The 20,596-nt window shown below is 32.2% G+C and carries 20 protein-coding genes; 18 read left to right on the forward strand and 2 right to left on the reverse strand.

The features are described 5' to 3' along the window. Positions 1 to 103: 103 nt before the first annotated feature. Entirely contained in the window at positions 104 to 1,153 is a 1,050-nt protein-coding gene (locus HMPREF3267_RS08835; RefSeq protein ID WP_002479393.1) for an alpha/beta hydrolase, read from the forward strand. 181 nt (positions 1,154 to 1,334) lie between these two features. Here HMPREF3267_RS08835 and HMPREF3267_RS08840 read toward each other — a convergent pair whose 3' ends face one another. Next, complete coding sequence (locus HMPREF3267_RS08840; RefSeq protein WP_002459811.1) at positions 1,335 to 1,841, reverse strand: GNAT family N-acetyltransferase; 507 nt, start codon at positions 1,839 to 1,841, stop codon at positions 1,335 to 1,337. Positions 1,842 to 1,942: 101 nt separating this feature from the next. Between HMPREF3267_RS08840 and HMPREF3267_RS08845 the strand changes: the two genes are divergently transcribed. The 7 genes from HMPREF3267_RS08845 to HMPREF3267_RS08875 all read left to right on the forward strand — a co-directional run bounded on the left by HMPREF3267_RS08845 (position 1,943) and on the right by HMPREF3267_RS08875 (position 9,552). Next, positions 1,943 to 2,866, forward strand: coding sequence for an NAD-dependent epimerase/dehydratase family protein (locus tag HMPREF3267_RS08845; protein ID WP_062078626.1), 924 nt, complete (start codon positions 1,943 to 1,945; stop codon positions 2,864 to 2,866). Between the two features lie 15 nt (positions 2,867 to 2,881). Next, a complete protein-coding gene (gene graR / locus HMPREF3267_RS08850; protein WP_002459809.1) occupies positions 2,882 to 3,556 on the forward strand; it encodes a response regulator transcription factor GraR/ApsR in 675 nt (224 codons plus the stop codon). Continuing rightward, positions 3,549 to 4,589, forward strand: coding sequence for a sensor histidine kinase (locus HMPREF3267_RS08855; protein WP_002459808.1), 1,041 nt, complete (start codon positions 3,549 to 3,551; stop codon positions 4,587 to 4,589). Before graR ends, HMPREF3267_RS08855 begins: the two co-directional genes overlap by 8 nt. Before the next feature lie 86 nt (positions 4,590 to 4,675). Next, positions 4,676 to 5,437, forward strand: a complete 762-nt coding sequence (locus HMPREF3267_RS08860) for an ABC transporter ATP-binding protein (RefSeq protein ID WP_002479391.1) — start codon at positions 4,676 to 4,678, stop codon at positions 5,435 to 5,437. After that, on the forward strand, positions 5,427 to 7,316 hold the full coding sequence (locus HMPREF3267_RS08865; RefSeq protein WP_062078628.1) for an FtsX-like permease family protein: 1,890 nt from the start codon (positions 5,427 to 5,429) through the stop codon (positions 7,314 to 7,316). Before HMPREF3267_RS08860 ends, HMPREF3267_RS08865 begins: the two co-directional genes overlap by 11 nt. A 602-nt stretch (positions 7,317 to 7,918) precedes the next feature. Continuing rightward, positions 7,919 to 8,536 (forward strand): DUF47 domain-containing protein, encoded by a 618-nt coding sequence (locus HMPREF3267_RS08870; protein WP_002479389.1) that lies wholly within the window; start codon positions 7,919 to 7,921, stop codon positions 8,534 to 8,536. A 14-nt stretch (positions 8,537 to 8,550) separates the two neighbouring features. After that, positions 8,551 to 9,552 carry an inorganic phosphate transporter gene (locus HMPREF3267_RS08875; RefSeq protein ID WP_002459804.1) on the forward strand — a complete coding sequence of 334 codons (1,002 nt, stop codon included), beginning with the start codon at positions 8,551 to 8,553 and terminating at the stop codon, positions 9,550 to 9,552. Positions 9,553 to 9,939: 387 nt separating this feature from the next. Here HMPREF3267_RS08875 and HMPREF3267_RS08880 read toward each other — a convergent pair whose 3' ends face one another. Beyond that, a complete protein-coding gene (locus HMPREF3267_RS08880; RefSeq protein WP_002479388.1) occupies positions 9,940 to 10,743 on the reverse strand; it encodes a CHAP domain-containing protein in 804 nt (267 codons plus the stop codon). 397 nt (positions 10,744 to 11,140) lie between these two features. Between HMPREF3267_RS08880 and HMPREF3267_RS08885 the strand changes: the two genes are divergently transcribed. The 10 genes from HMPREF3267_RS08885 (at position 11,141) to HMPREF3267_RS08925 (ending at position 20,230) form a co-directional block, all read left to right on the forward strand. After that, complete coding sequence (locus HMPREF3267_RS08885) at positions 11,141 to 11,764, forward strand: Bax inhibitor-1/YccA family protein (protein WP_371089515.1); 624 nt, start codon at positions 11,141 to 11,143, stop codon at positions 11,762 to 11,764. A gap of 308 nt (positions 11,765 to 12,072) precedes the next feature. Then, complete coding sequence (locus tag HMPREF3267_RS12770; RefSeq protein WP_242254838.1) at positions 12,073 to 13,080, forward strand: helix-turn-helix transcriptional regulator; 1,008 nt, start codon at positions 12,073 to 12,075, stop codon at positions 13,078 to 13,080. Between the two features lie 65 nt (positions 13,081 to 13,145). Then, the gene (locus HMPREF3267_RS12775) at positions 13,146 to 14,216 is read left to right on the forward strand and encodes a hypothetical protein (protein WP_256320356.1); all 1,071 of its coding nucleotides are present in this window, start codon (positions 13,146 to 13,148) and stop codon (positions 14,214 to 14,216) included. Positions 14,217 to 14,359: 143 nt separating this feature from the next. Then, a complete protein-coding gene (locus HMPREF3267_RS08895; protein ID WP_002459800.1) occupies positions 14,360 to 14,719 on the forward strand; it encodes a transcriptional regulator, SarA/Rot family in 360 nt (119 codons plus the stop codon). 233 nt (positions 14,720 to 14,952) lie between these two features. Continuing rightward, positions 14,953 to 15,669, forward strand: coding sequence for a YebC/PmpR family DNA-binding transcriptional regulator (locus tag HMPREF3267_RS08900; RefSeq protein WP_062078632.1), 717 nt, complete (start codon positions 14,953 to 14,955; stop codon positions 15,667 to 15,669). Further along, complete coding sequence (locus tag HMPREF3267_RS08905; RefSeq protein ID WP_002459798.1) at positions 15,669 to 16,136, forward strand: cupin domain-containing protein; 468 nt, start codon at positions 15,669 to 15,671, stop codon at positions 16,134 to 16,136. Before HMPREF3267_RS08900 ends, HMPREF3267_RS08905 begins: the two co-directional genes overlap by 1 nt. Before the next feature lie 384 nt (positions 16,137 to 16,520). Continuing rightward, positions 16,521 to 17,135: a ribonuclease FAU-1 family protein gene (locus HMPREF3267_RS08910; RefSeq protein WP_002493006.1), complete on the forward strand. Its 615-nt coding sequence runs from the start codon at positions 16,521 to 16,523 to the stop codon at positions 17,133 to 17,135. 450 nt (positions 17,136 to 17,585) lie between these two features. After that, entirely contained in the window at positions 17,586 to 18,440 is an 855-nt protein-coding gene (locus HMPREF3267_RS08915; RefSeq protein WP_002459796.1) for a LysR family transcriptional regulator, read from the forward strand. Between the two features lie 85 nt (positions 18,441 to 18,525). Beyond that, positions 18,526 to 19,743, forward strand: coding sequence for a sugar efflux transporter (locus HMPREF3267_RS08920; RefSeq protein WP_002459795.1), 1,218 nt, complete (start codon positions 18,526 to 18,528; stop codon positions 19,741 to 19,743). Position 19,744: 1 nt separating this feature from the next. After that, positions 19,745 to 20,230 carry a DUF456 domain-containing protein gene (locus HMPREF3267_RS08925; RefSeq protein WP_002479385.1) on the forward strand — a complete coding sequence of 162 codons (486 nt, stop codon included), beginning with the start codon at positions 19,745 to 19,747 and terminating at the stop codon, positions 20,228 to 20,230. The last annotated feature ends 366 nt before the right edge of the window (positions 20,231 to 20,596 follow it).

The raw sequence follows: 20,596 nt of genomic DNA on the forward strand, positions 1-20,596 counted from the left end.
ATCTTAAAAGCAATTCGTCACTATGAAAAAGGCGAGTTGCTTTAATTTTACAATGTTAAATTGAGTAGAAGAAGTCTATTGATTATGGATGAAGGGATAGAAAATGAAAGAGACTAGAAAATGGTCTTGGATTACGTTGATATGCGTGTTAGTTATTGGTAGTTTGGTTGCGCTTGACTTAAAATATCATTACGATTCAGACCAAAATAATCATAGAACAAACAATAAAGTACAGATTAATAATAAAAATGTCCAAGTCTTTACGGATATTACTTATAGCCATGGTTATCCTAATAGCAAATTAGATATCATTACACCTGAAACAGTTAATGAAAATAGCAAGTTACCAATCATCTTTTGGATGCATGGCGGTGGGTTTGTTGCAGGAGATAAGCAGTATAAAAATCCATTGCTTTCTAAAATTGCTGAACAGGGTTATGTCGTTGTAAATGTTAATTATGCTTTAGCACCTAACTATAAATATCCAACACCGTTAAAACAAATGGATGCAGCGGTAAAATTTATGAAAGATAATCAACATGACTTCCCAATTGATTTTGACCAAGTCATATTAGGTGGGGACTCGGCAGGTGCCCAATTAATGAGTCAATATACTGCAATGCAAACAAATGATAAATTGCGTGAAGAAATGCGTTTCCAACAACAATTCACGCCAGAACAGTTAAAAGGAGCAATTTTTTTCGGTGGCTTTTATAATATGCAGACGGTACGTGCAACTGAATTTCCTCGTATTCAAATGTTTATGCGCAGTTATACTGGTTCTGCCAATTGGGAAACAGATTTTAAAAATATTTCACAAATGTCGACGATTCAGCAAGTGACAAAGCAATTTCCTCCCACTTATTTATCTGTAGGTGACGGCGATCCATTTTACAGCCAAAATGAAAGTTTTATCCGTAAACTTAAAAGTAAACATGTACCTACTACGACACTTTTTTACGATGGTACACATCATTTACATCATCAATATCAATTTCATTTAGAAAAGCCGGAATCTAAAGAAAACATGAAGCGGGTATTGCTATTTCTAAGTCGAAATACGTCTTCATCAGGTGTTGAACGAGGCAATAATCATAGTTTAGACACGCATACACCAGAGAATAATACAGTTAATCTGCTACCTATCGAATGATGATAACAATAATTGTATTTCCGATTAGGTAATGATAAATAAGAGTTAACGCCACGACCAAAAAGTACATTATAGGTCGTGGCGTTATAGCGTATTTAAATATTATGTATAAAATTATATGGTTCAGCAGTGGTACTTTATCATAGTATAAAACACGTTAACGCTATATAGGTATTACGGACTAAATTAACAATTTGCCCAACACATACTTGCTATAATATTTACCATTTATGAACAGCTTATCTCTCAACTCGCCTTCAATAATAAAACCTAAACTTTTAAACAATATGACAGCGCTTTGATTTTCTGGAACTATAGAAGCTTCAAGACGACGAATATGACGATTTAATGCCCATGCTTCTGCAGCGTTTATCAAGGCTTGTCCAATACCTTTACGTTGATATAAATATTTTACGCCTAAGGATATAATAGCCTCATGTTTTGTACGTTCATAATTTTTTGTAGTTACAAAGGCATAGCCAACAAGTTGTTCATCTTGTTCGGCCACGAAAATCGTATTTGCCGGAGATGTTATAAATTTTTCTAAGTTTTTACTTGCACGTTGAATGGTAGGAGCATATTCACCTGGATTATATAATGTGAATTCAGATTCATCATATACTGTCGACAATAGTTGTATGAAGTTTTCTACATCTTTAATGCTTATTTCGCGTATAATAGGAGCCATAGTAGACCTCCAATCGTTTAGAATTTATCATTCTACTATAGTATAGTATATTAAAAGTATAATTGCTCATATCTTTAGTGATTGTTAAAGGGGATATTAAGATGAAACCAAATGTATTGCTTGCAGGGGGTAGTGGCTTTTTAGGTAAACATATTGGTTCTGCCATTGAACATGAGGCAACTTTATATGCTTTATCTAAATATCCAAACCCTCAAGAGACAAAAATTGAAAGTATTACTTGGTTAAAGAAAGATATATATAATTATAAAGATGTCCTAAGTGCAATGGAAGGGATGGACATCGCTATCTTCTACATTGATCCAAATAAACATTCAGCAAAGCTAACACAAGCAACAGCGAGAGATTTAAACCTAATTGCCGCTGATAATTTTGGACGTGCTGCCGCCAAGACAAGCGTGGCAACTATTATATATATTACTGGTAGTCGTTTTGACAAAGAAACGGTGGAGCGTCTGAGCGTATACGGTGTTAACGTACAACAAACAGAGCACATAGTCAAACGGCCACATATTAACGTTGAATTACAAGTTTCTAAGTATGACGATGTCAGAAATGCAATGCATATTGTTTTGCCAAAAAAATGGACACTGAGTCAATTAGTAGATTATTTTATGACTTGGCTAGGTAATACAAAAGGCACTTTTGTTAATACGTGTAAAGAAGGAGATAATTACATTATCTATGGTAAAGTTAAACATAAACCACTTGCCATTATAAAAATTGGTGCAGAAGTAGATGGCATGATTACTTTAAACCTTGTTGGAGGTCGTCTAGTACATCCAAATTTGAAAAAACAGGGCAAATTGGAATTTAGACAATTAAAAGGAACCCAAATGGTTATTGTACATTTATATGATTACATTCCGCGATTATTTTGGCCAATATATTATGTTATTCAAGCTCCATTACAAGGATTAATTATGCGTGGATTTGAAATTGATTGTAGAATCAAACATTTTCAAGGGCGTATACAGGATGGAGAAAAGATTAAATACACAAAATAATGAAGGTGAAAATTCATGCAAATATTACTCGTAGAAGACGATAAGACGCTATTTAAAGAATTGAAAAAAGAACTAGAACAATGGGATTTTAACGTTATGGGAGTAGAAGATTTTAGCAATGTGATGGAGACATATGAACAAGTTCAACCGGAGATTGTTATTATGGATGTTCAACTTCCTAAATATGATGGATTCTATTGGTGTCGAAAAATGCGCCAAGTGTCTAACGTGCCCATCTTATTTTTATCATCTCGTGATAACCCAATGGATCAAGTAATGAGTATGGAATTAGGTGCAGACGATTATATGCAAAAACCATTTTATACCAACGTGCTTATTGCAAAATTACAAGCGATTTATCGTCGAGTGTATGAGTTTGGCGTAGAAGAAAAGCGTATTTTAAATTGGCAAAAAGCAGTTGTCGATTTATCAAAAGATAGTATTCAAAAAGACGATAAAGTGATTTATTTATCTAAAACAGAGATGATTATCTTAGAAATGTTAATTACGAAACAAAATCAAATCGTGACGCGTGACACATTAATTACAGCACTCTGGGAAGACGAAGCCTTTGTTAGTGATAATACCTTAACTGTTAATGTTAATCGTTTGCGTAAAAAATTAGCTGAATTAGATATGGATACTGCGATTGAAACAAAAGTTGGTAAAGGATATATGGCTCATGAATAACGTGAAATGGTTTTGGCTGTTTATCAAGACACGTAAGAATTGGGTGCTATGGTTTTTATTTTTAAACCTAATGATGCTGGGTATTTCTTATATTGATTACGATATTTCTGTTGATAGTATGATTTATTTAGTGGTGTTAAACATTGGAATGACTGCTATCTTTTTACTCTTTGCTTTTTTAAAAGAAATTAAGTTATATCAACATTTTTATGAAAATAAAGAAATAGAGGAAATAAAGCATAAAGGACTCGCAGAAAGCCCGTTTCAAGAACAAATCGTGGATTATTTGTATCGCAAATTGAATTTACAAAAGGAAAAAGTAACAAAACAGCAACATCAGATTAAAGTAACGGAACAATCAATAACTGAATTTGTTCATGATATTAAAACGCCTGTGACAGCAATGAAATTGTTAATTGATCAGGAACAAAATCAACAGCGCAAACAGTCATTGCTTTATGAGTGGTCTAGAATTAATGAAATGTTAGATAAACAATTATACTTAACGCGCTTAGAGTCTCAAAATAGAGATATGTACTTTGAACAAGTATCATTAAAACGTTTAGTGATTGATGAAATACAATTAACAAGACACATTAGCCAAGCAAAAGGTATTGGCTATAACTTATCATTTGATGGTAATACAATGGTCTACACAGATGTAAAATGGTGCCGCATGATGATTCGGCAAATTTTGTCAAATTCTTTAAAATATAGTAAAAACTCTGATATTCATATGTCAGGCTATATTAAAGGTGAACACGTCCATTTGAAAATTCAAGATGAGGGCAGAGGCATTAGTCAGAAAGACTTGCCAAGAATTTTTGATCGAGGTTATACATCAACTGCTAATCGTGATGAAACAGCTTCTTCGGGTATGGGATTATATTTGGTTGACAGTGTTAAAGCACAATTAGGTATCCAAATTGAAGTGATGTCTGAAATAGGTAAAGGTACGACATTTATTTTAATTTTCCCAAAACAAAATGAGATTATGAAACGGTTGTCAGAAGTGACAAAATTGTCATATTAAATAAGTGTATTGTTACTTAAGATAGCGGCGTTACATATATCGACTCGTTATAATTAAGAGTGAAGATGGATGTAAGGAGTGTTGTTGTGTCAATATTAGTAGTTAAAGAATTAACTAAAATATACGGAAGTAAAGATATGCAGCAGGAAGTTTTAAGAGGTATTAATCTTTCAGTTGATGAAGGTGAATTTGTCTCAATAATGGGACCTTCTGGCTCTGGAAAAACGACGTTATTAAATATTTTGGGATCAATTGATTATATGTCACAAGGTTCAGTAGAATTAGCTGGACATAAACTAGAAAAAATGTCGAATAAAGCGCTATCTGATATGCGTAAGCGGGATATTGGGTTTATTTTTCAAGATTATAATTTACTACATACATTGACGGTAAAAGAGAATATTTTATTGCCGTTATCTGTACAAAAAATTAGTAAAGAGATGGCAATGAAGCGTTATCATAAAGTTGTTGAAACATTAAATATTGCAGAATTGGGTGATAAATACCCTTCAGAACTTTCTGGTGGTCAACGGCAGCGAACATCTGCCGCACGCGCTTTTATTACATTACCTAAAATTATTTTTGCAGATGAACCTACAGGCGCTTTAGACTCCAAAAGTTCTCAAGATTTATTGGAACGACTTGTCTATATGAATAAATATCGACAAACGACAATTATCATGGTCACGCATGATCCATTAGCAGCAAGCTTTTCTAATCGTGTAGTCATGTTGAAAGATGGACAAATATTTACTGAGCTCTATCAAGGGGATGATGACGATGAAACATTTTATCGTGAAATTATTCGCACACAAAGTGTTTTAGGTGGGGTTCATCATGAATTTTAATCATATTATCTTGAAAAACTTTAGACAAAATATGAGGCATTATGCGCTGTATTTATTGTCACTTATTATTAGTATTGTCTTATATTTTAGCTTTGTCACAATTAGGTATGTGCGCCATATTAATATTAATCAATCTTTCGATGTCATCCGTGAAGGAACACAATTTGGCAGTTATTTTTTATTTGTGATTATTCTTATTTTCATCATTTATTCAAATATGCTATTTGTTAAGCGGCGCTTTCGAGAATTTGCTTTATATCAAGTGATAGGCTTAAGTAAGCGTAATTTAGTACATATTGTAATGGTTGAGCAGATTGCTATTTATTTCGTAACGTCTATTATTGGTATTCTAATCGGCTTATTTAGCACTAAAATTTTATTGATGATTGTCTTGAAATTGTTAGGCGCTAAAGCGACTGCGCCAATTGTATTTAGTGCTGAAGCCCTGTTACAAACTGGTATGCTTATTGGTAGTGCGTTTATCTTAACTATGGTGCAATCGATTATTTTTATTTATAGATATTCGCTTACAGAATTATTTGAAGATACGGAAGTTAAAGCATTGAGAAATAGTAAGTTGAGTTTTAAGGAAGTGATCTTCGGCATATTAGGGTTACTGATGATCGCAACAAGCTATTACTTTATTACGAATCATCTTGTTGATTTTGTACATATTTCAGTATTGTTTATCATTTGTATTTTATTATTAATAGGGCCATATTTTTTCTTTAGAAGTTCTGTATCTTTAGTCTTAAAATTATTAAAAAGGTTTAAGCAAGGGTCTGTGAATGTGAGTGATGTCATATTTACATCGTCTTTAGTCTATCGTGTGCGTAAAAACGCCTTTTCCTTAACGGTAATGGCGATTATTTCATCTATTACTGTTACAGTTCTTTGTATTGCTGCAATAAGTCGCAGCTCGTTAACGAACGAAGTACTATTGGCCTCTCCATATGATGTTACAACGAATCAAACTGCTGCTGCTAATCAATTATCATATATGTTAAATCAACGACAGATTGAACATTACTATAATTATAAAGAATTAATTTATACACACCTTTATAAAAATAAATTATTCAATAGCGATACTGCTAGACCATATTATGTTAATGTCACAAGTGCTGCCTTTTTCCCTAATCGGAACGTAGAGAAAGGTGAAGCAGATTTAATTATCCCTGATGGAACAATTCGACAGTATATGAAACATTACCCACATGGTACTACAGGTATAGGTACTAAAAAACATCATATTAATGTGAAATTAAACAAGGTAATACATGACGTTTATTTTAAAGAAGATAATGATTTAGGAGACCCAACGTTTATATTGAATGATTCAGACTATCAGAAAATTAAAACACATGCTAAAAAGAAAGATAAGATAGTACAATATGGCTTTGATTTAACACATCGGAAAGACGTACCTAAACTGGAGATGATTGTTAATGATATGAATCATCAACTAGAAACACGTAGTCAGATTGTAAGCGAAGTATCCAGCATAACAGGAATTGTGCTATTTGTGACATCATTTTTAGGCATCACATTTCTCATCGCAGTAGGCTGTATTATATATATTAGACAAATGGATGAAACCGAAGATGAACTCGAAAACTATTCCATACTGCGTAAATTAGGTTTCAACCAATACGATATGACAAAAGGACTAAAACTTAAAGTCACATTCAACTTTGGTCTACCACTCATCATTGCACTACTGCACGCCTACTTCATCTCAAGAGGATTCATGGACATCATAGGAACCAATAATACAAGCCCTATATACATCGTTATGACCATATACAGCACCATATACGCCATATTTGCAATCATCACATACAACCACACCAAACGCACCATCAGCCACTCGATATAGGGGCCCCAACACAAAGAAACTAATAAAATTAGTTTCCCCAAGCAAAGCAAGTTGGGGTGGGGGCCCCAACAGAAAGAAATGTGCCAAGCAATTCAACGGACAACGTAAGTTGGGTGGGCCCCAACAGAGAGGGAGCGGGACAGCATTCATTATGAATTCGTAGTCCTGCCCCGGCAAGGTTGACTAGGATTGAAAAAGCTTGATATAAGCATATGTTCAATCCAGTCAACTACTGCCAATATATCATTCATAGATATGGTGTTATGGCCATATATTAAGTTGCTTTAAAATACAGTCATTAAAAAGTGTATTCCAGTTACTTATTGCATCAAGCATTACGATTACATTGTCTAATTGTAAAGAATTTGTAAATAGAATTGTGATATTGTAAATTTTATGCTATTTTCAAAGAGGGACAAAGTCAGTATTTGAGAACATTTTTTCGCGATGCATAATGACATACTTACAAAATATTTACAAAAGTCAGAAAATGAATCGGGTTAGAGTGATTATAATGTAACAATTTTCTTAATAGGGATTGTCTTTAGTAGTATTAAATTACGGAAGTGATGATTTTCAATCGCTTAAATGGAGGATTTAAAATGTTTACAAAGAAAAAGGATAAGTTCATGGTTCAACTTGAAGAAATGGTTTTCAATTTAGATCGTGCAGCAATGGAATTCGGTAAAATGGATTTCAATACACATTTAGATTTAAAAGCGTATTCTGACAATATCAAAACTTATGAATCTCACGGTGATGAATTAATGCATCAAGTTATTACAGATTTAAATCAAACATTCATTACACCTATTGAACGTGAGGATATCCTATCATTATGCAACGCAATCGATGATGTATTAGATGCAATGGAAGAAACATCTGCAATGTTTGAAATGTATTCAATCGAATATACTGATGAATATATGGCAGAATTTGTTGAAAACATTCAAAAAGCAGTAGCTGAAATGAAATTAGCGGTCGGCTTACTTGTAGATAAAAAATTATCACATATGCGCATTCATTCTATTAATATTAAAGAATTTGAAACAAACTGTGATGGTATTTTACGTCAATCAATGAAGCATATATTTAATAGTGAAACTGATCCAATGACATTAATTAAAATAAAAGACATTTACCAAAGCATGGAAGAAATCGCTGATAAATGCCAAGTTGTAGCAAATAACTTTGAAACAATCATTATGAAAAATAGCTAAGGGAGTTCTTAAAGATGGATTACGTATTAATTATTACGATAGCTATCGTTGTTTTTTCATTGATATTTGACTTTATCAACGGTTTTCACGATACTGCAAACGCGGTAGCTACAGCGGTATCTACTCGTGCTTTAACGCCGAGAAGAGCTATACTATTAGCTGCAATTATGAATTTTATTGGTGCCTTAACATTTACTGGTGTGGCAGGAACAATTACAAAGGATATTGTAAATCCATTTGAATTACATAATGGGCTCGTTGTCGTACTTGCAGCAATTATTTCAGCAATTATTTGGAATTTAGTAACATGGTTTTATGGTATACCTAGTTCATCATCTCATGCTTTGATTGGTTCAATTGCAGGTGCAGCAATTGCATCAACAGGTTCTTTCATGGATATTCATTATCAAGGATTTACCAAAATTATTATCGTATTGATTATTTCACCAATCATTGCATTTTGTGTAGGTTATATCATGTATTCCATTGTGAAAATTGTCTTTAAAAATGCGAATTTAACAAGATCTAACCGTAACTTTAGATTTTTCCAAATTTTTACGGCAGCATTGCAATCCTTCTCACACGGGACAAACGATGCTCAAAAATCAATGGGGATTATTACCTTAGCTTTAATCGTAGCTGATGTGCAACACCAAGTAGAACCTCAGTTATGGGTTAAAGTAGCTTGTGCTACCGCAATGGGCTTAGGTACTGCAATTGGTGGTTGGAAAATCATCAAAACTGTAGGTGGTAATATCATGAAAATTAGACCTGCTAACGGTGCAGCAGCTGATTTATCATCAGCATTAACTATTTTCGTGGCTTCATCACTACATTTCCCATTATCTACTACGCACGTTGTATCTTCATCTATTCTAGGTGTAGGTGCAGCTAATCGTGTGAAAGGCGTAAAATGGAGTACAGCGCAACGTATGGTTATCACATGGGTAATTACATTACCTATTTCAGCTGTATTGGCAGCTATTATCTATTTGATTATGCATATTTTCTTATAAAGCATAATAAGTTATTAATTAAAATATTGCTAAAACAGGCTAGGACATCATTTTTAGAAAAATAAGCCAGTAAATGCGTTTTTAGTAAATGCATTTACTGGCTTATTCATATTCATTGCTTCGTAGTGTATAACTCGGGCTGTCTCAGCCAGCCCAGCTTGCGTTGTCCGTTGGCTTTCTTTAAACTAAGTGAATGTGATGTCTGATGTATAAAATGATGATGCAATAACGCTAACAATAGAAACTTTAGGCGGTTAGATTTTAATCCGTTATAAATAAGTTCAAAGCTATCTATTTATATCTTTTGAGTGAAATGGACTTAAAAGATAATTTTTAACAAAATAAAAAAGCGTAAGAGCTAGGTCTCACGCTTTGATTATTGTTATATTAATGGATAAATGCATAACTAGAAACTTCTGAAGCAGGGATAGTTCTAGTATTTGTGTTATATGGACCATAAGTATAATTCATTTCAGAAATTAAAATACTACCGTCGCCATTAACACGTTCAACATATGCAACATGACCATATGGGCCAGGTGTACTTTGCATAATTGCGCCAACTTCAGGTGAGTTATCTACACGGTAACCATCATTAGCAGCATTTCCAGCCCAATATTTTGCATCTGACCAATAAGTGCTTATTGGTTTGCCGGCTTGAGAACGACGATCAAATACATACCAAGTACATTGACCGGAAGTATATAGATTAGAATGGTTAAATGTTGGTGTTGTGTTTGTATTTGAAGGTGTTACTGTTGTGCCACCAGAACCAGCACCATTGCCAGAACCACTTGGGATATTTAATGTTTGATTTGGCATGATTAAATAGCCATTTAAATTATTAGCGCGCATTAAGTCATTAACTGACACACCATATTGATTGGCAATAAGATTTAATGATTCTCCAGCTTGAACTGTATGAGATGTTGCTGAAGAATTTTGACCACTATATTGGCTACTGTTGGTATTATTTCCACCAACTGATAAGACTTGACCAGGGAATACAAAGTTATTTGAAAGATTATTACTTTGTTTAATATCGTTAACAGTTGTGTTATGCTGTTGAGCGATACTCCATAAAGATTCACCAGATTTAACGGTGTGTTGTGTTGCGGCTTCGGCATGTTGGTGTGTAAGCGCTGCAGCAGCACCTGATGCAGCTGTAATAGCAAATGCTAATTTTTTCACGTTCATGTCCTCCTTATATTTAAATGCACATTAAGTCATGCACTTTAATTTAAATATTTAATTTCCGATTTATCACTACACCCCCATATTATCAAAAATAGTTTTCTTTGTGGGTATTGTTACTATCTTGTAATATTATTAATAAATGACGATGAAATGTAAATATATTTATAAACGTTGCTGCATAAGGGTTAGAAATGGAAATTATGAAAGTTATTTTCAATATAAAAATTTAATTTGTAATATTTCGAGAATAAAAAATGAAATGTAAATGCATTTATCCAACTGGATTATTCATTTTCAATAAAACAATGTTTATCTTATTGTCTTAGTGTTATAAATAACTATTGAAGGAAGGAGCAATAGCATGAATGATTTTTCAAAGAAACAAAGACATATGACAGATCACAGTCAATCTAAATCATGGGCGTATTCGCAAGTATGGTTATATTTTATGTATTATTGGCTTATATTTGGTATTGGTTGTTATTTTGGACAATACCTTCCTGATGAATGGCGAATGCCATTGTCTATAGGATTGTTAGTTCTTATTTTTTCTACCTTAATATTTAAAAGAGCGCGTAAATATGGTTTGATTATTTCTCATATCTATGCGATTATCGTGGGACTATTATCATACGCGATGTTTACAACATACTTACAAAATTTAGGTGCGGATGTATTTTATAAAAATATTGTCTTAGCTATTGGTGCATTTGTTATTTTTGGAGTGATAGGTTTTTTCTTTATAAAAGATGCATCAAGTATAGGAAGATATTTGTTTGTAACATTACTGGCACTGATTGTAGCATCTCTTATTGGACTGTTTATTCATAATCCAGTATTTTATACGGTTATCACGGTAGTCAGCTTGTTTCTGTTTCTTCTATATACTTTATATGATTTTAATAGAATGAAACGGGGTCAATTTTCACCGAGAGAAATGGGCTTTAATCTGTTTATTAATTTGCTTAATATTATTCTTGATATTTTAAGCTTAGCAAACCGTTTTCGAAATTAATCGAAAAATAAATATCTTAAATCAAAAGATGTTTGCGCTTTGTTTTACTTGTTTAGTGTAGTAAAGTTTTGGCAACAGCATGCCAATAATCAGCGAAAGAATTACACTAACCCAAAGCGCAATATTTTTTTATGTAATTTTATAGTTATCAATAAAATAGAAAAAACATAACAATAAATATGTTAGTTTATTTTTGCTAATATATTTAGATTGTGTTAAATTTATGCTTATTATTATAGGAAAAGCGGACTTTATGTTAAGTAAAATATAAGGGTTATGAGCTAGCAAGATTAGAAAGAGGAAGATATATGACTAATACTTTTTTTCGAATCCTCACTAAAGAAGAATATCAACCAACACGATGTATCGATGGTATTATTGTCATTTTACCTATACAAGGGGATCTGACGATTCAGCATTTTGCTAATTCTACTACGATTAGTGATGAAATATATATCATAAATAATAAAGATATTTTTACAATTAAACAGAATCATAAATCATTAATGCTTTACATTACGAGCGATTGGTTTAAAAATCACGATTATGTATTTTTTGATTATAAGTATTCTGTGAACTTACTAAAATCAATCAATAAATTAAAACAACTGATGCTTAAAATTGCGATTAACTATATTAATCAAATGCCCATAACTAGTAATGAAAACTACATTAAACAAATGGTGGAAGTAATAGCAACAGAAGGAAGTGTTGATTTAGAAACAGCTGAAAATCAATATAAATTTTTATTTTATGGGGAACTTAGCCAAATACTAGAATATATTAATAAACACTCTCATGAAAAACTAACGTTAAATGCACTATCTCAAAATTTATTCACCTCAAAATCCAATATTTCCGCACAGTTTCACCAAAACTTAAACATGGGTTTTAAACAATACGTTGATTCACTAAAAATTGCTGAATCAATTGAATACTTGTTAACTGAAAATTCAACCATTAGTCATATTAGCGATAAATTAGGGTTTAGTAATTCGGCTAGCTATACGAAAATGTTTAAAAGTTATATTGGTATTACACCTAATGATTATCGAAGTTTAAATATAAAGGATAAATATTTATTAATGAATTATGAAGTGTTAAGTGAGGATAATGAACAACATTTAAAAACAGTACTCAGACAACAGATTAATTATTATCAAGAAAATATTGAACGTAAAATATTTATAGACAACAATAAAGTAAAAACAAATCAAAATTTTGAACTTGTAACTCAGATTAATACTGTTGAAGAGTTTAAAGAGTTATTCTTTATTAAAATCAAAGGAAAAGCTAATATTAATACAGAAATTTAATTATCTATGTTAATTTTGGTATTGGAACATTAATTAATAATCTGAGTGATGCTGAAATTGGAGATATGTTTAAAAAAATTGCGGCAAATAATTTGCATATTGCCTTTAAAATTCAATCATTAGAAATTATGGATTATATCGAGCGCATTTATGTACAAGTAGTAGAACGTTTAAACTATAAGAAATCATTAGCAAATGGTGATCGTGGTATTATCATGCTTGTATTTGATATGGAAGTAATAGAACTAAAAGAAATTTATCGGCTTATTTTAAAAATTCAAAATAAGCAATTTGGTTTAAGATTTGGTTTAGACATTAGCTGTTTGCTTAACGAAACAGTCATGTTTAAAACATTAGAATCACAAATAAAACGTATCGGTTTTGATTATTTATTTATTGATAATGCTCACCTTGAACAACCATATTTACTAGAAGATAGTCAACATTTATTATTAAAAAATATTTTAGAGTATCAGAATATCGAAAAAATATTAACACAAATTGATTTATCATATAGCAAAGTTATATTTTTAAATATAGAGAACCACCAATTTTTAAATAATGAAAACGACTTGAGTAACAGTGCCCCATTAATTATTGAAACCTTTTTGAAAACGGCAGAGTTATTTGATGGTATGGGTGTTAACTTATATTTTAGTAGAAATTCGTTTAATGCAATTCATATCTTTGATGAAAATGGTTTTAAAACGGTGTTAGGCATCATCATTGGTCAAATTAAATGGATGATGAACCAGTCCAGAACAATTAAAGATAATTATATTGTAGTAGAAAATGAAGCACAGTATACATTATTTTTATATGATTGGAGAGTATTTGAAAGCGAAGCATCAATTACCTATTTTGGTGATACAGAAGTATTAATTCATTTTGAAGAAGTAGCCGAACAATCGATTCGTTTAATTAAGTCGGAAAAAGTTGACGAGAAAAATGGTAATATCAATCACATCATTAATCGCCATATTCGTGAAAAATACAATTGGACTCAGGAATTATTAAAAGAAATTGAAGATCATTTACATACGACTATGAGAATTATTGAACATGACTTCAGGAAAGACTATTTTAAAGTTAATTTAGGTTATGATTCATTAAGAATCATAAAAATATTCAAATAGTGTGCAATTAATGCGTAGTGCAATTCAATTCAAATGTGTTGGTAATTTTGGCAATGAATATTAAACAAATGAAAACGACAACCTCTAAAACATAGTAGATAATTATAATATATTGTCCGCTTATATTTGGAGGTGCAATAGTATTGAGTAAAGATAAATTAAATCAATTACTAAATCTTTATAAGAAGCATAAATTATTGTCAGAATATATAGATAAAAAATATAAGCTGACGCTTAATGATTTAGCAGTATTAAAACTTGCTAAAGATTATACTTCAGAAGAGAAAGTATTGATGCAATCGTTTTTAAAATTAGCGATTGAAGAATTAGATTTAAGTAGAACGAAGTTACTTGTTTCTATCCGTCGACTTATCGACAAAGAAAAATTAAGTAAACAACGTTCAGAAGAAGATGAGCGTAAAATTTTCATTTATATGAATGATGACAATATTGAAAGTTTTAATGACTTATTTAAAGATGTCGAAGAATTATTAGAAATCTAAGTTTGTTTGTACTGGCAAAGTTTACTTTGTCAGTATTTTTAATTTTATTTAAGCTCAATCATCAATATAAAAACAATCGGATATAAGATGAGTTAATGATAGGCGGACATATATTGATATAATAGAATTGTTACTAAATTGGCATGTTTACGTGCTGTATGTTATATATAATCGTTGGAAAATCATGTATAATAAATAGTGTTAATTTAGAAGAACGAAAGTGAGATGACATTATGGGTCGTAAATGGAATAATATTAAAGAGAAAAAAGCCCAAAAGGATAAAAACACTAGCAGAATTTATGCTAAATTTGGTAAAGAAATATATGTTGCAGCAAAATCAGGCGAGCCTGATCCAAATTCAAACCAAGCATTACGCTTAGTGTTAGAACGTGCTAAAACATATTCAGTACCTAATCATATCATTGACAAGGCAATCGATAAGGCTAAAGGTGCAGGAGAAGAAAACTTTGACCATCTTAGATACGAAGGTTTTGGTCCAAGCGGCTCTATGATAATTGTCGATGCGTTAACGAATAATGTAAATCGTACAGCCTCAGACGTTCGAGCTGCTTTTGGTAAAAATGGAGGAAACATGGGCGTATCAGGTTCTGTTGCATATATGTTTGATGATACTGCTACATTTGCTATTGAAGGAAAGTCTGCGGATGATGTATTAGAAGCATTAATGGAACAAGATGTTGATGTGAGAGATGTTATTGATGAAGATGGCTTAAATGTTGTCTATGCAGAACCAGATCAATTTGCGCAAGTGCAAGAAGCATTACGTGCAATAGGTGTAGAAGAGTTCAAAGTAGCAGAATTTGAAATGTTACCTCAAACGGATATAGAATTATCAGCTGAGGATCAAGAAACATTTGAAAAATTAGTTGATGCACTTGAAGAGTTGGAAGACGTTCAAAACGTTTTCCATAACGTGGATTTAAAATAATGATATCTGCAGAAGAATGGATTAATCGACTTGAATTAATGCCTCATCCCGAGGGAGGCTATTATAAAGAAACGCTACGACCGGATGATAAAAAGCGTGCATCATATAGCAGTATATATTTTCTATTAAAAGATGCAGATGTGTCTCATTTTCATCGTATTGATGCGGATGAGGTATGGTATCACCATAGTGGTGAAACGCTTTTAATTCATATGATTACAACAGAGGGTAAATACTATGTTGAACAGTTAGGACAAAATGTTGCTGATGGTGATGTCTTGCAATGTGTTGTTCCTAAAGGCACGATATTTGCCTCAAGTTTAAAACATTCTAAAGGATACGGTATTGTTGGTTGCATGTGTCAACCTGCATTTGAATTTGAACACTTTGAATTATTGGCACAAGCAATATTATTAGAAAAGTATCCTCAACACCAAGAGATTATTAAAGCTTATGCAGTAGAATAGACGCATAACTTGAAACACAATTGTGATTTCATATTAAATAAGAATGCCATGTGCTTATTAACGGCACAAGGTGTTCTTTTTTTTTTAGAATTTTTCTTGTGGTTTAACGGTATTATATAATGATATGTGAAGGTGATTTTTAGCTTAGATGTGAGTATATACATTATGGACCAAGTGATATGCTTTTGTTTAAATTTTAATTTTTGAAAATCTAGTTTAAATCTCAAAATTCATAGTAATATTATCGATTTTACAAAAATTCATAAATATATAGTAGAATATAAATGATCGAAGTCAAATAAATGCATGTAATTAATACAAAGTTTCGGATAAGATGACAGACGATAGTTAGTCTAATATAATAATGACAAGGAGTTGGTGGCTGTGAAAGTAAAATATATTGATAAACGTCACTGGCGTCGCCTTATAGAAAGGGAATATATAGAAGTTAAGGTGAATAATAAAAGATTCAAGGGCATTATCGGTTTAGTGACGATGAATAAAGTACGTGAACCGCTTGAGGTGACGGTAGTTGGAAAGCATATGGTTGTGGCTGATGACCATTATCAATGGCTGCAGATTTTACCCGAAAAGAAACGGTACAGTATTACAGCAATGTTTGATGATAAAGGCCAACCGTTAGAATATTATTTCGATATAAATATCAAAAACATTACACAAAAAGGTAATGCTAGAACATTAGACTTATTTCTAGATGTCTTAGTATTGCCTACTGGTAAGTATGAGCTTGTTGATGAAGATGACTTAATGAATGCGTTAGTTAATGAACAAATCACTAAAAGACAGTATCATGAAGCCTATATGATAGCACATCAATTGATGATTGAGATAAATGATAATTTTGATGAACTTGAACGACGAATCATGCATTGTTACCGCAAAATGAATCAAAAGAAACATAAAGCGAAACGACATCACCATCAAGCACCTCAACCACAGCAACGTCATAAAAGAAAAAAACGCTTTACAGAAGACTAAGATTTAAATCATGTATGTTTAACATTAGCCAAGAGAAACCGTTATAGAGACTTTCAAAACAAAAAGCAACGGACAACGCAAGTTGGAGTGGGGCCCCAACACAAAGACTTTCGAAGCGAAAGACAACGGACAACGCAAGTTGGGGTGGCCCCAACACAAAGAAATGCAGTTAATATTTCAACAAGCAAAGCAAGTTAGGGATGGGACTTTCTACAGAAGCTTGTCATTATTAGCAAGAGTTTAAAAATACATTTTACATTAGACAATTAGTATTTTTATAATGTAGGTTTATCTACTTAATTATTTTATGTTTTACCAAAATAATGACTTATGCACTAATAGTACTTTTACTTTATAAAGTATTGTTATGATGGGCGCTGTTTAAATCCTAAACGTTTTAGTTATGACTTTATTATGTATGGATAAGCAAGAGGATTGTAGGGGGAAACTATGAAAATTGAAGACTATAGATTACTTATAACATTGGATGAGACAAAAACATTGCGCAAAGCTGCAGAATTATTATATATTTCGCAACCTGCTGTCACACAGCGATTAAAAGCAATTGAAAATAATTTTGGCGTAGATATTTTTATTCGTACAAAAAAGCAACTCATTACTACAACAGAAGGGGCTATGATTATTGAGCATGCTCGCGATATGTTAAAGCGAGAACGTTTATTTTACGATAAAATGCAGGCGCATATTGGAGAGGTCAATGGTACGATATCTATTGGTTGTTCTTCTTTGATAGGACAAACATTGCTTCCAGATGTCTTAAGTTTATATAATACACAGTTTCCAAATGTTGAAATACAAGTTCAAGTAGGTTCGACTGAACATATCAAAGCACATCATCGTGATTATCATGTTATGATTACGCGGGGAAATAAGGTTATGAACCTAACAAACACCCATTTATTTAATGATGAACATTACTTTATTTACCCTAAAGATAAGCGGGCAGAAGTAGATAAACTTCCATTTATTGAGTTTCAAGCAGATCCCATTTATATTAATCAAATTAAAGAATGGTACAATGATAACTTAGGACAAGATTTCCATGCAACCATTACTGTTGATCAAGTTGGAACATGTAAAGAGATGTTATTGAGTGGTGTAGGAGTAACTATTTTACCTGAGGTTATGATGAAATACATTGATAAAAATCAATTTGAATGTGAAAAAGTATTAATTGAAGGTCAGCCACTGATACGCTCTACATTTATGAGTTACGAAGCGAATATGTTGCAGTTGCCACAAGTAGATTCATTTGTTAATTTAATGTATAACTTTATACGCTAATTTATAGGATATCGTGCCGCAATATGTATCATGTTAACCTTGTCGGCATTTAGATTAATTAATTTTAAGGATAGAGGGTACGTTTATGTTTAAAGCATTACTCCATATTAAAAACTATAAATTATTTGTGGTAAATATGATGCTTCTCGGTATGGGTATCGCAATTACGGTACCCTATTTTGTATTATTTGCGACGAATGAATTAGGTATGACAACCAATCAGTTCGGCATTTTATTAGCGCTTGCTGCGGTTAGTCAATTTACAATAAATTCTATAGTCGCGCGCTTTTCAGACACGCATAATATTAATCGTAAGTTTTTAATTATTACTGCCTTATTTATGGGGGCAGTTAGTTTCTCTATATATTTTTATATTCATGATATTTGGTTATTTATTATTACATATGCGATTTTTCAAGGTTTATTTGCACCAGCAATGCCTCAATTATATGCTTCTGCTAGAGAATCTATCAATATATCGTCTTCCAGAAAAAATGCTAAATTTGCCAATACAGTGTTACGATCAATGTTTTCTTTTGGCTTCCTTTTCGGGCCGTTGATAGGTTCACGTCTTATCCATTTTAATGGGTACGCTGGACTCTTCGGAGGAACAGTTGCTATTATTTTATTTACGTTATTATTGCAGGTCTTCTTTTATCAAGATTTAAAGTTAACAGGAGAACAACAAGTTGGTGGAACAGCACATATTGAAACCACAGCGCCGAATATGTTGAAAGATGTTACCTTGTTTTTGCCTTTTGTAGCATTTATTTTGCTACATATTGGGCAATGGATGTATACCATGAATATGCCGTTGTTTGTAACAAAACAGTTGCATATTTCTGAAGATTATGTGGGGACATTAGCAAGCTTATGCGCAGGATTAGAAGTTCCATTCATGGTGATTTTAGGAATGTTAGCGACTAAGTTGCAAACTAGAACATTATTGATTGTTGGAGCACTAAGTGGTGGTGCGTTTTATTTTAGCATTGGTATCTTTAATAACATATATATGATGATGCTTGGGCAAGTTTTTCTGGCCTTCTTTTTAGCGATTTTACTTGGCTTAGGCATCAGTTATTTTCAAGATATTTTACCTGATTTTCCCGGCTACGCTTCTACACTTTTTGCTAATGCGATGGTAATTGGGCAGCTATGTGGGAATTTATTAGGTGGTGCCATGAGTCAGTGGGTTGGTTTAGAAAATGTCTTTTTTGTATCAGCAAGCTCAATATTTATTGGTATGGTGCTAATCTTTTTCACGAAAGATCAAAAATTTACTGAAGAAAAGGTGATATCTTAATATGACTGTCTTATTGTGGTTATTAATTATTTTCGCATTTATTTTGGCATTTGTTGGACTTATTAAACCTGTGATACCCTCTGTTTTGATGTTGTGGGTTGGTTTTTTAATTTATCAATTCGCATTTAATAATGGTGAATTATCGTGGATATTTTATGTGTCAATGATAGTGTTAACGGTACTCATGTTTATCTCTGATTTTGCAATGAATAAATATTTTGTTAATAAATATGGTGGTTCAAAGATAAGTGAGTATGTTGCACTTATAGGTGTGCTCGTTGGTTGTTTTGTCTTCCCACCATTTGGCATTATCATTATTCCTTTTGTAGCAGTTTTTGCAGTTGAACTTATGCAAGATTTCGATGTGAACAAAGCTTTTAAAGCAAGCTTGGGTTCAATCGTAGCTTTCTTAACCAGCAACATTGCCAAAGCGATCATCATGTTTATCATGATTGTATGGTTTTTTATAGATGTATTTGTGATATAAACTAGAATATTCTGGATAGAAATCTTATTTTACTTTCAAGTATTAATCTTTTTGAAAATGATGACTAGGATTGAAAAAGCTTGGTATAAGCGTATTTTTAATCCAGTCAACTACTGCTAATATAGAGTTCATAACTTAAAACATAATTATGTTCCAGTCTCTTGTCAATTAGTTTTACAAATGCGTACCAGGCGGGGCATCGTTCATCGAAAAAAGCCAGTAAATGAGTTTTTTATAAATTCATTTACTGGTTTCTTTATTTATGATGTTTTATATTGTTGTCCCGATTTACATTATCTGTTGAGTCTCTTAAGGAAGTTCATAATGATGGGCCCACCCCAGCTTGCGTTGTCCGTAGAAATGCTT

Origin of the sequence: Staphylococcus sp. HMSC62D11, from assembly GCF_001839145.1 — a bacterium.
Lineage (GTDB): Bacteria > Bacillota > Bacilli > Staphylococcales > Staphylococcaceae > Staphylococcus > Staphylococcus lugdunensis.

Coding starts and splice junctions, on each gene's coding strand:
- HMPREF3267_RS08835 (WP_002479393.1), top strand. CDS start 104: ATGAAAGAGACTAGAAAATGGTCTTGGATTACGTTGATATGCGTGTTA.
- HMPREF3267_RS08840 (WP_002459811.1), bottom strand. CDS start 1,841: ATGGCTCCTATTATACGCGAAATAAGCATTAAAGATGTAGAAAACTTC.
- HMPREF3267_RS08845 (WP_062078626.1), top strand. CDS start 1,943: ATGAAACCAAATGTATTGCTTGCAGGGGGTAGTGGCTTTTTAGGTAAA.
- graR (WP_002459809.1), top strand. CDS start 2,882: ATGCAAATATTACTCGTAGAAGACGATAAGACGCTATTTAAAGAATTG.
- HMPREF3267_RS08855 (WP_002459808.1), top strand. CDS start 3,549: ATGAATAACGTGAAATGGTTTTGGCTGTTTATCAAGACACGTAAGAAT.
- HMPREF3267_RS08865 (WP_062078628.1), top strand. CDS start 5,427: ATGAATTTTAATCATATTATCTTGAAAAACTTTAGACAAAATATGAGG.
- HMPREF3267_RS08870 (WP_002479389.1), top strand. CDS start 7,919: ATGTTTACAAAGAAAAAGGATAAGTTCATGGTTCAACTTGAAGAAATG.
- HMPREF3267_RS08875 (WP_002459804.1), top strand. CDS start 8,551: ATGGATTACGTATTAATTATTACGATAGCTATCGTTGTTTTTTCATTG.
- HMPREF3267_RS08885 (WP_371089515.1), top strand. CDS start 11,141: ATGACAGATCACAGTCAATCTAAATCATGGGCGTATTCGCAAGTATGG.
- HMPREF3267_RS12770 (WP_242254838.1), top strand. CDS start 12,073: ATGACTAATACTTTTTTTCGAATCCTCACTAAAGAAGAATATCAACCA.
- HMPREF3267_RS12775 (WP_256320356.1), top strand. CDS start 13,146: ATGTTTAAAAAAATTGCGGCAAATAATTTGCATATTGCCTTTAAAATT.
- HMPREF3267_RS08900 (WP_062078632.1), top strand. CDS start 14,953: ATGGGTCGTAAATGGAATAATATTAAAGAGAAAAAAGCCCAAAAGGAT.
- HMPREF3267_RS08905 (WP_002459798.1), top strand. CDS start 15,669: ATGATATCTGCAGAAGAATGGATTAATCGACTTGAATTAATGCCTCAT.
- HMPREF3267_RS08915 (WP_002459796.1), top strand. CDS start 17,586: ATGAAAATTGAAGACTATAGATTACTTATAACATTGGATGAGACAAAA.
- HMPREF3267_RS08920 (WP_002459795.1), top strand. CDS start 18,526: ATGTTTAAAGCATTACTCCATATTAAAAACTATAAATTATTTGTGGTA.
- HMPREF3267_RS08925 (WP_002479385.1), top strand. CDS start 19,745: ATGACTGTCTTATTGTGGTTATTAATTATTTTCGCATTTATTTTGGCA.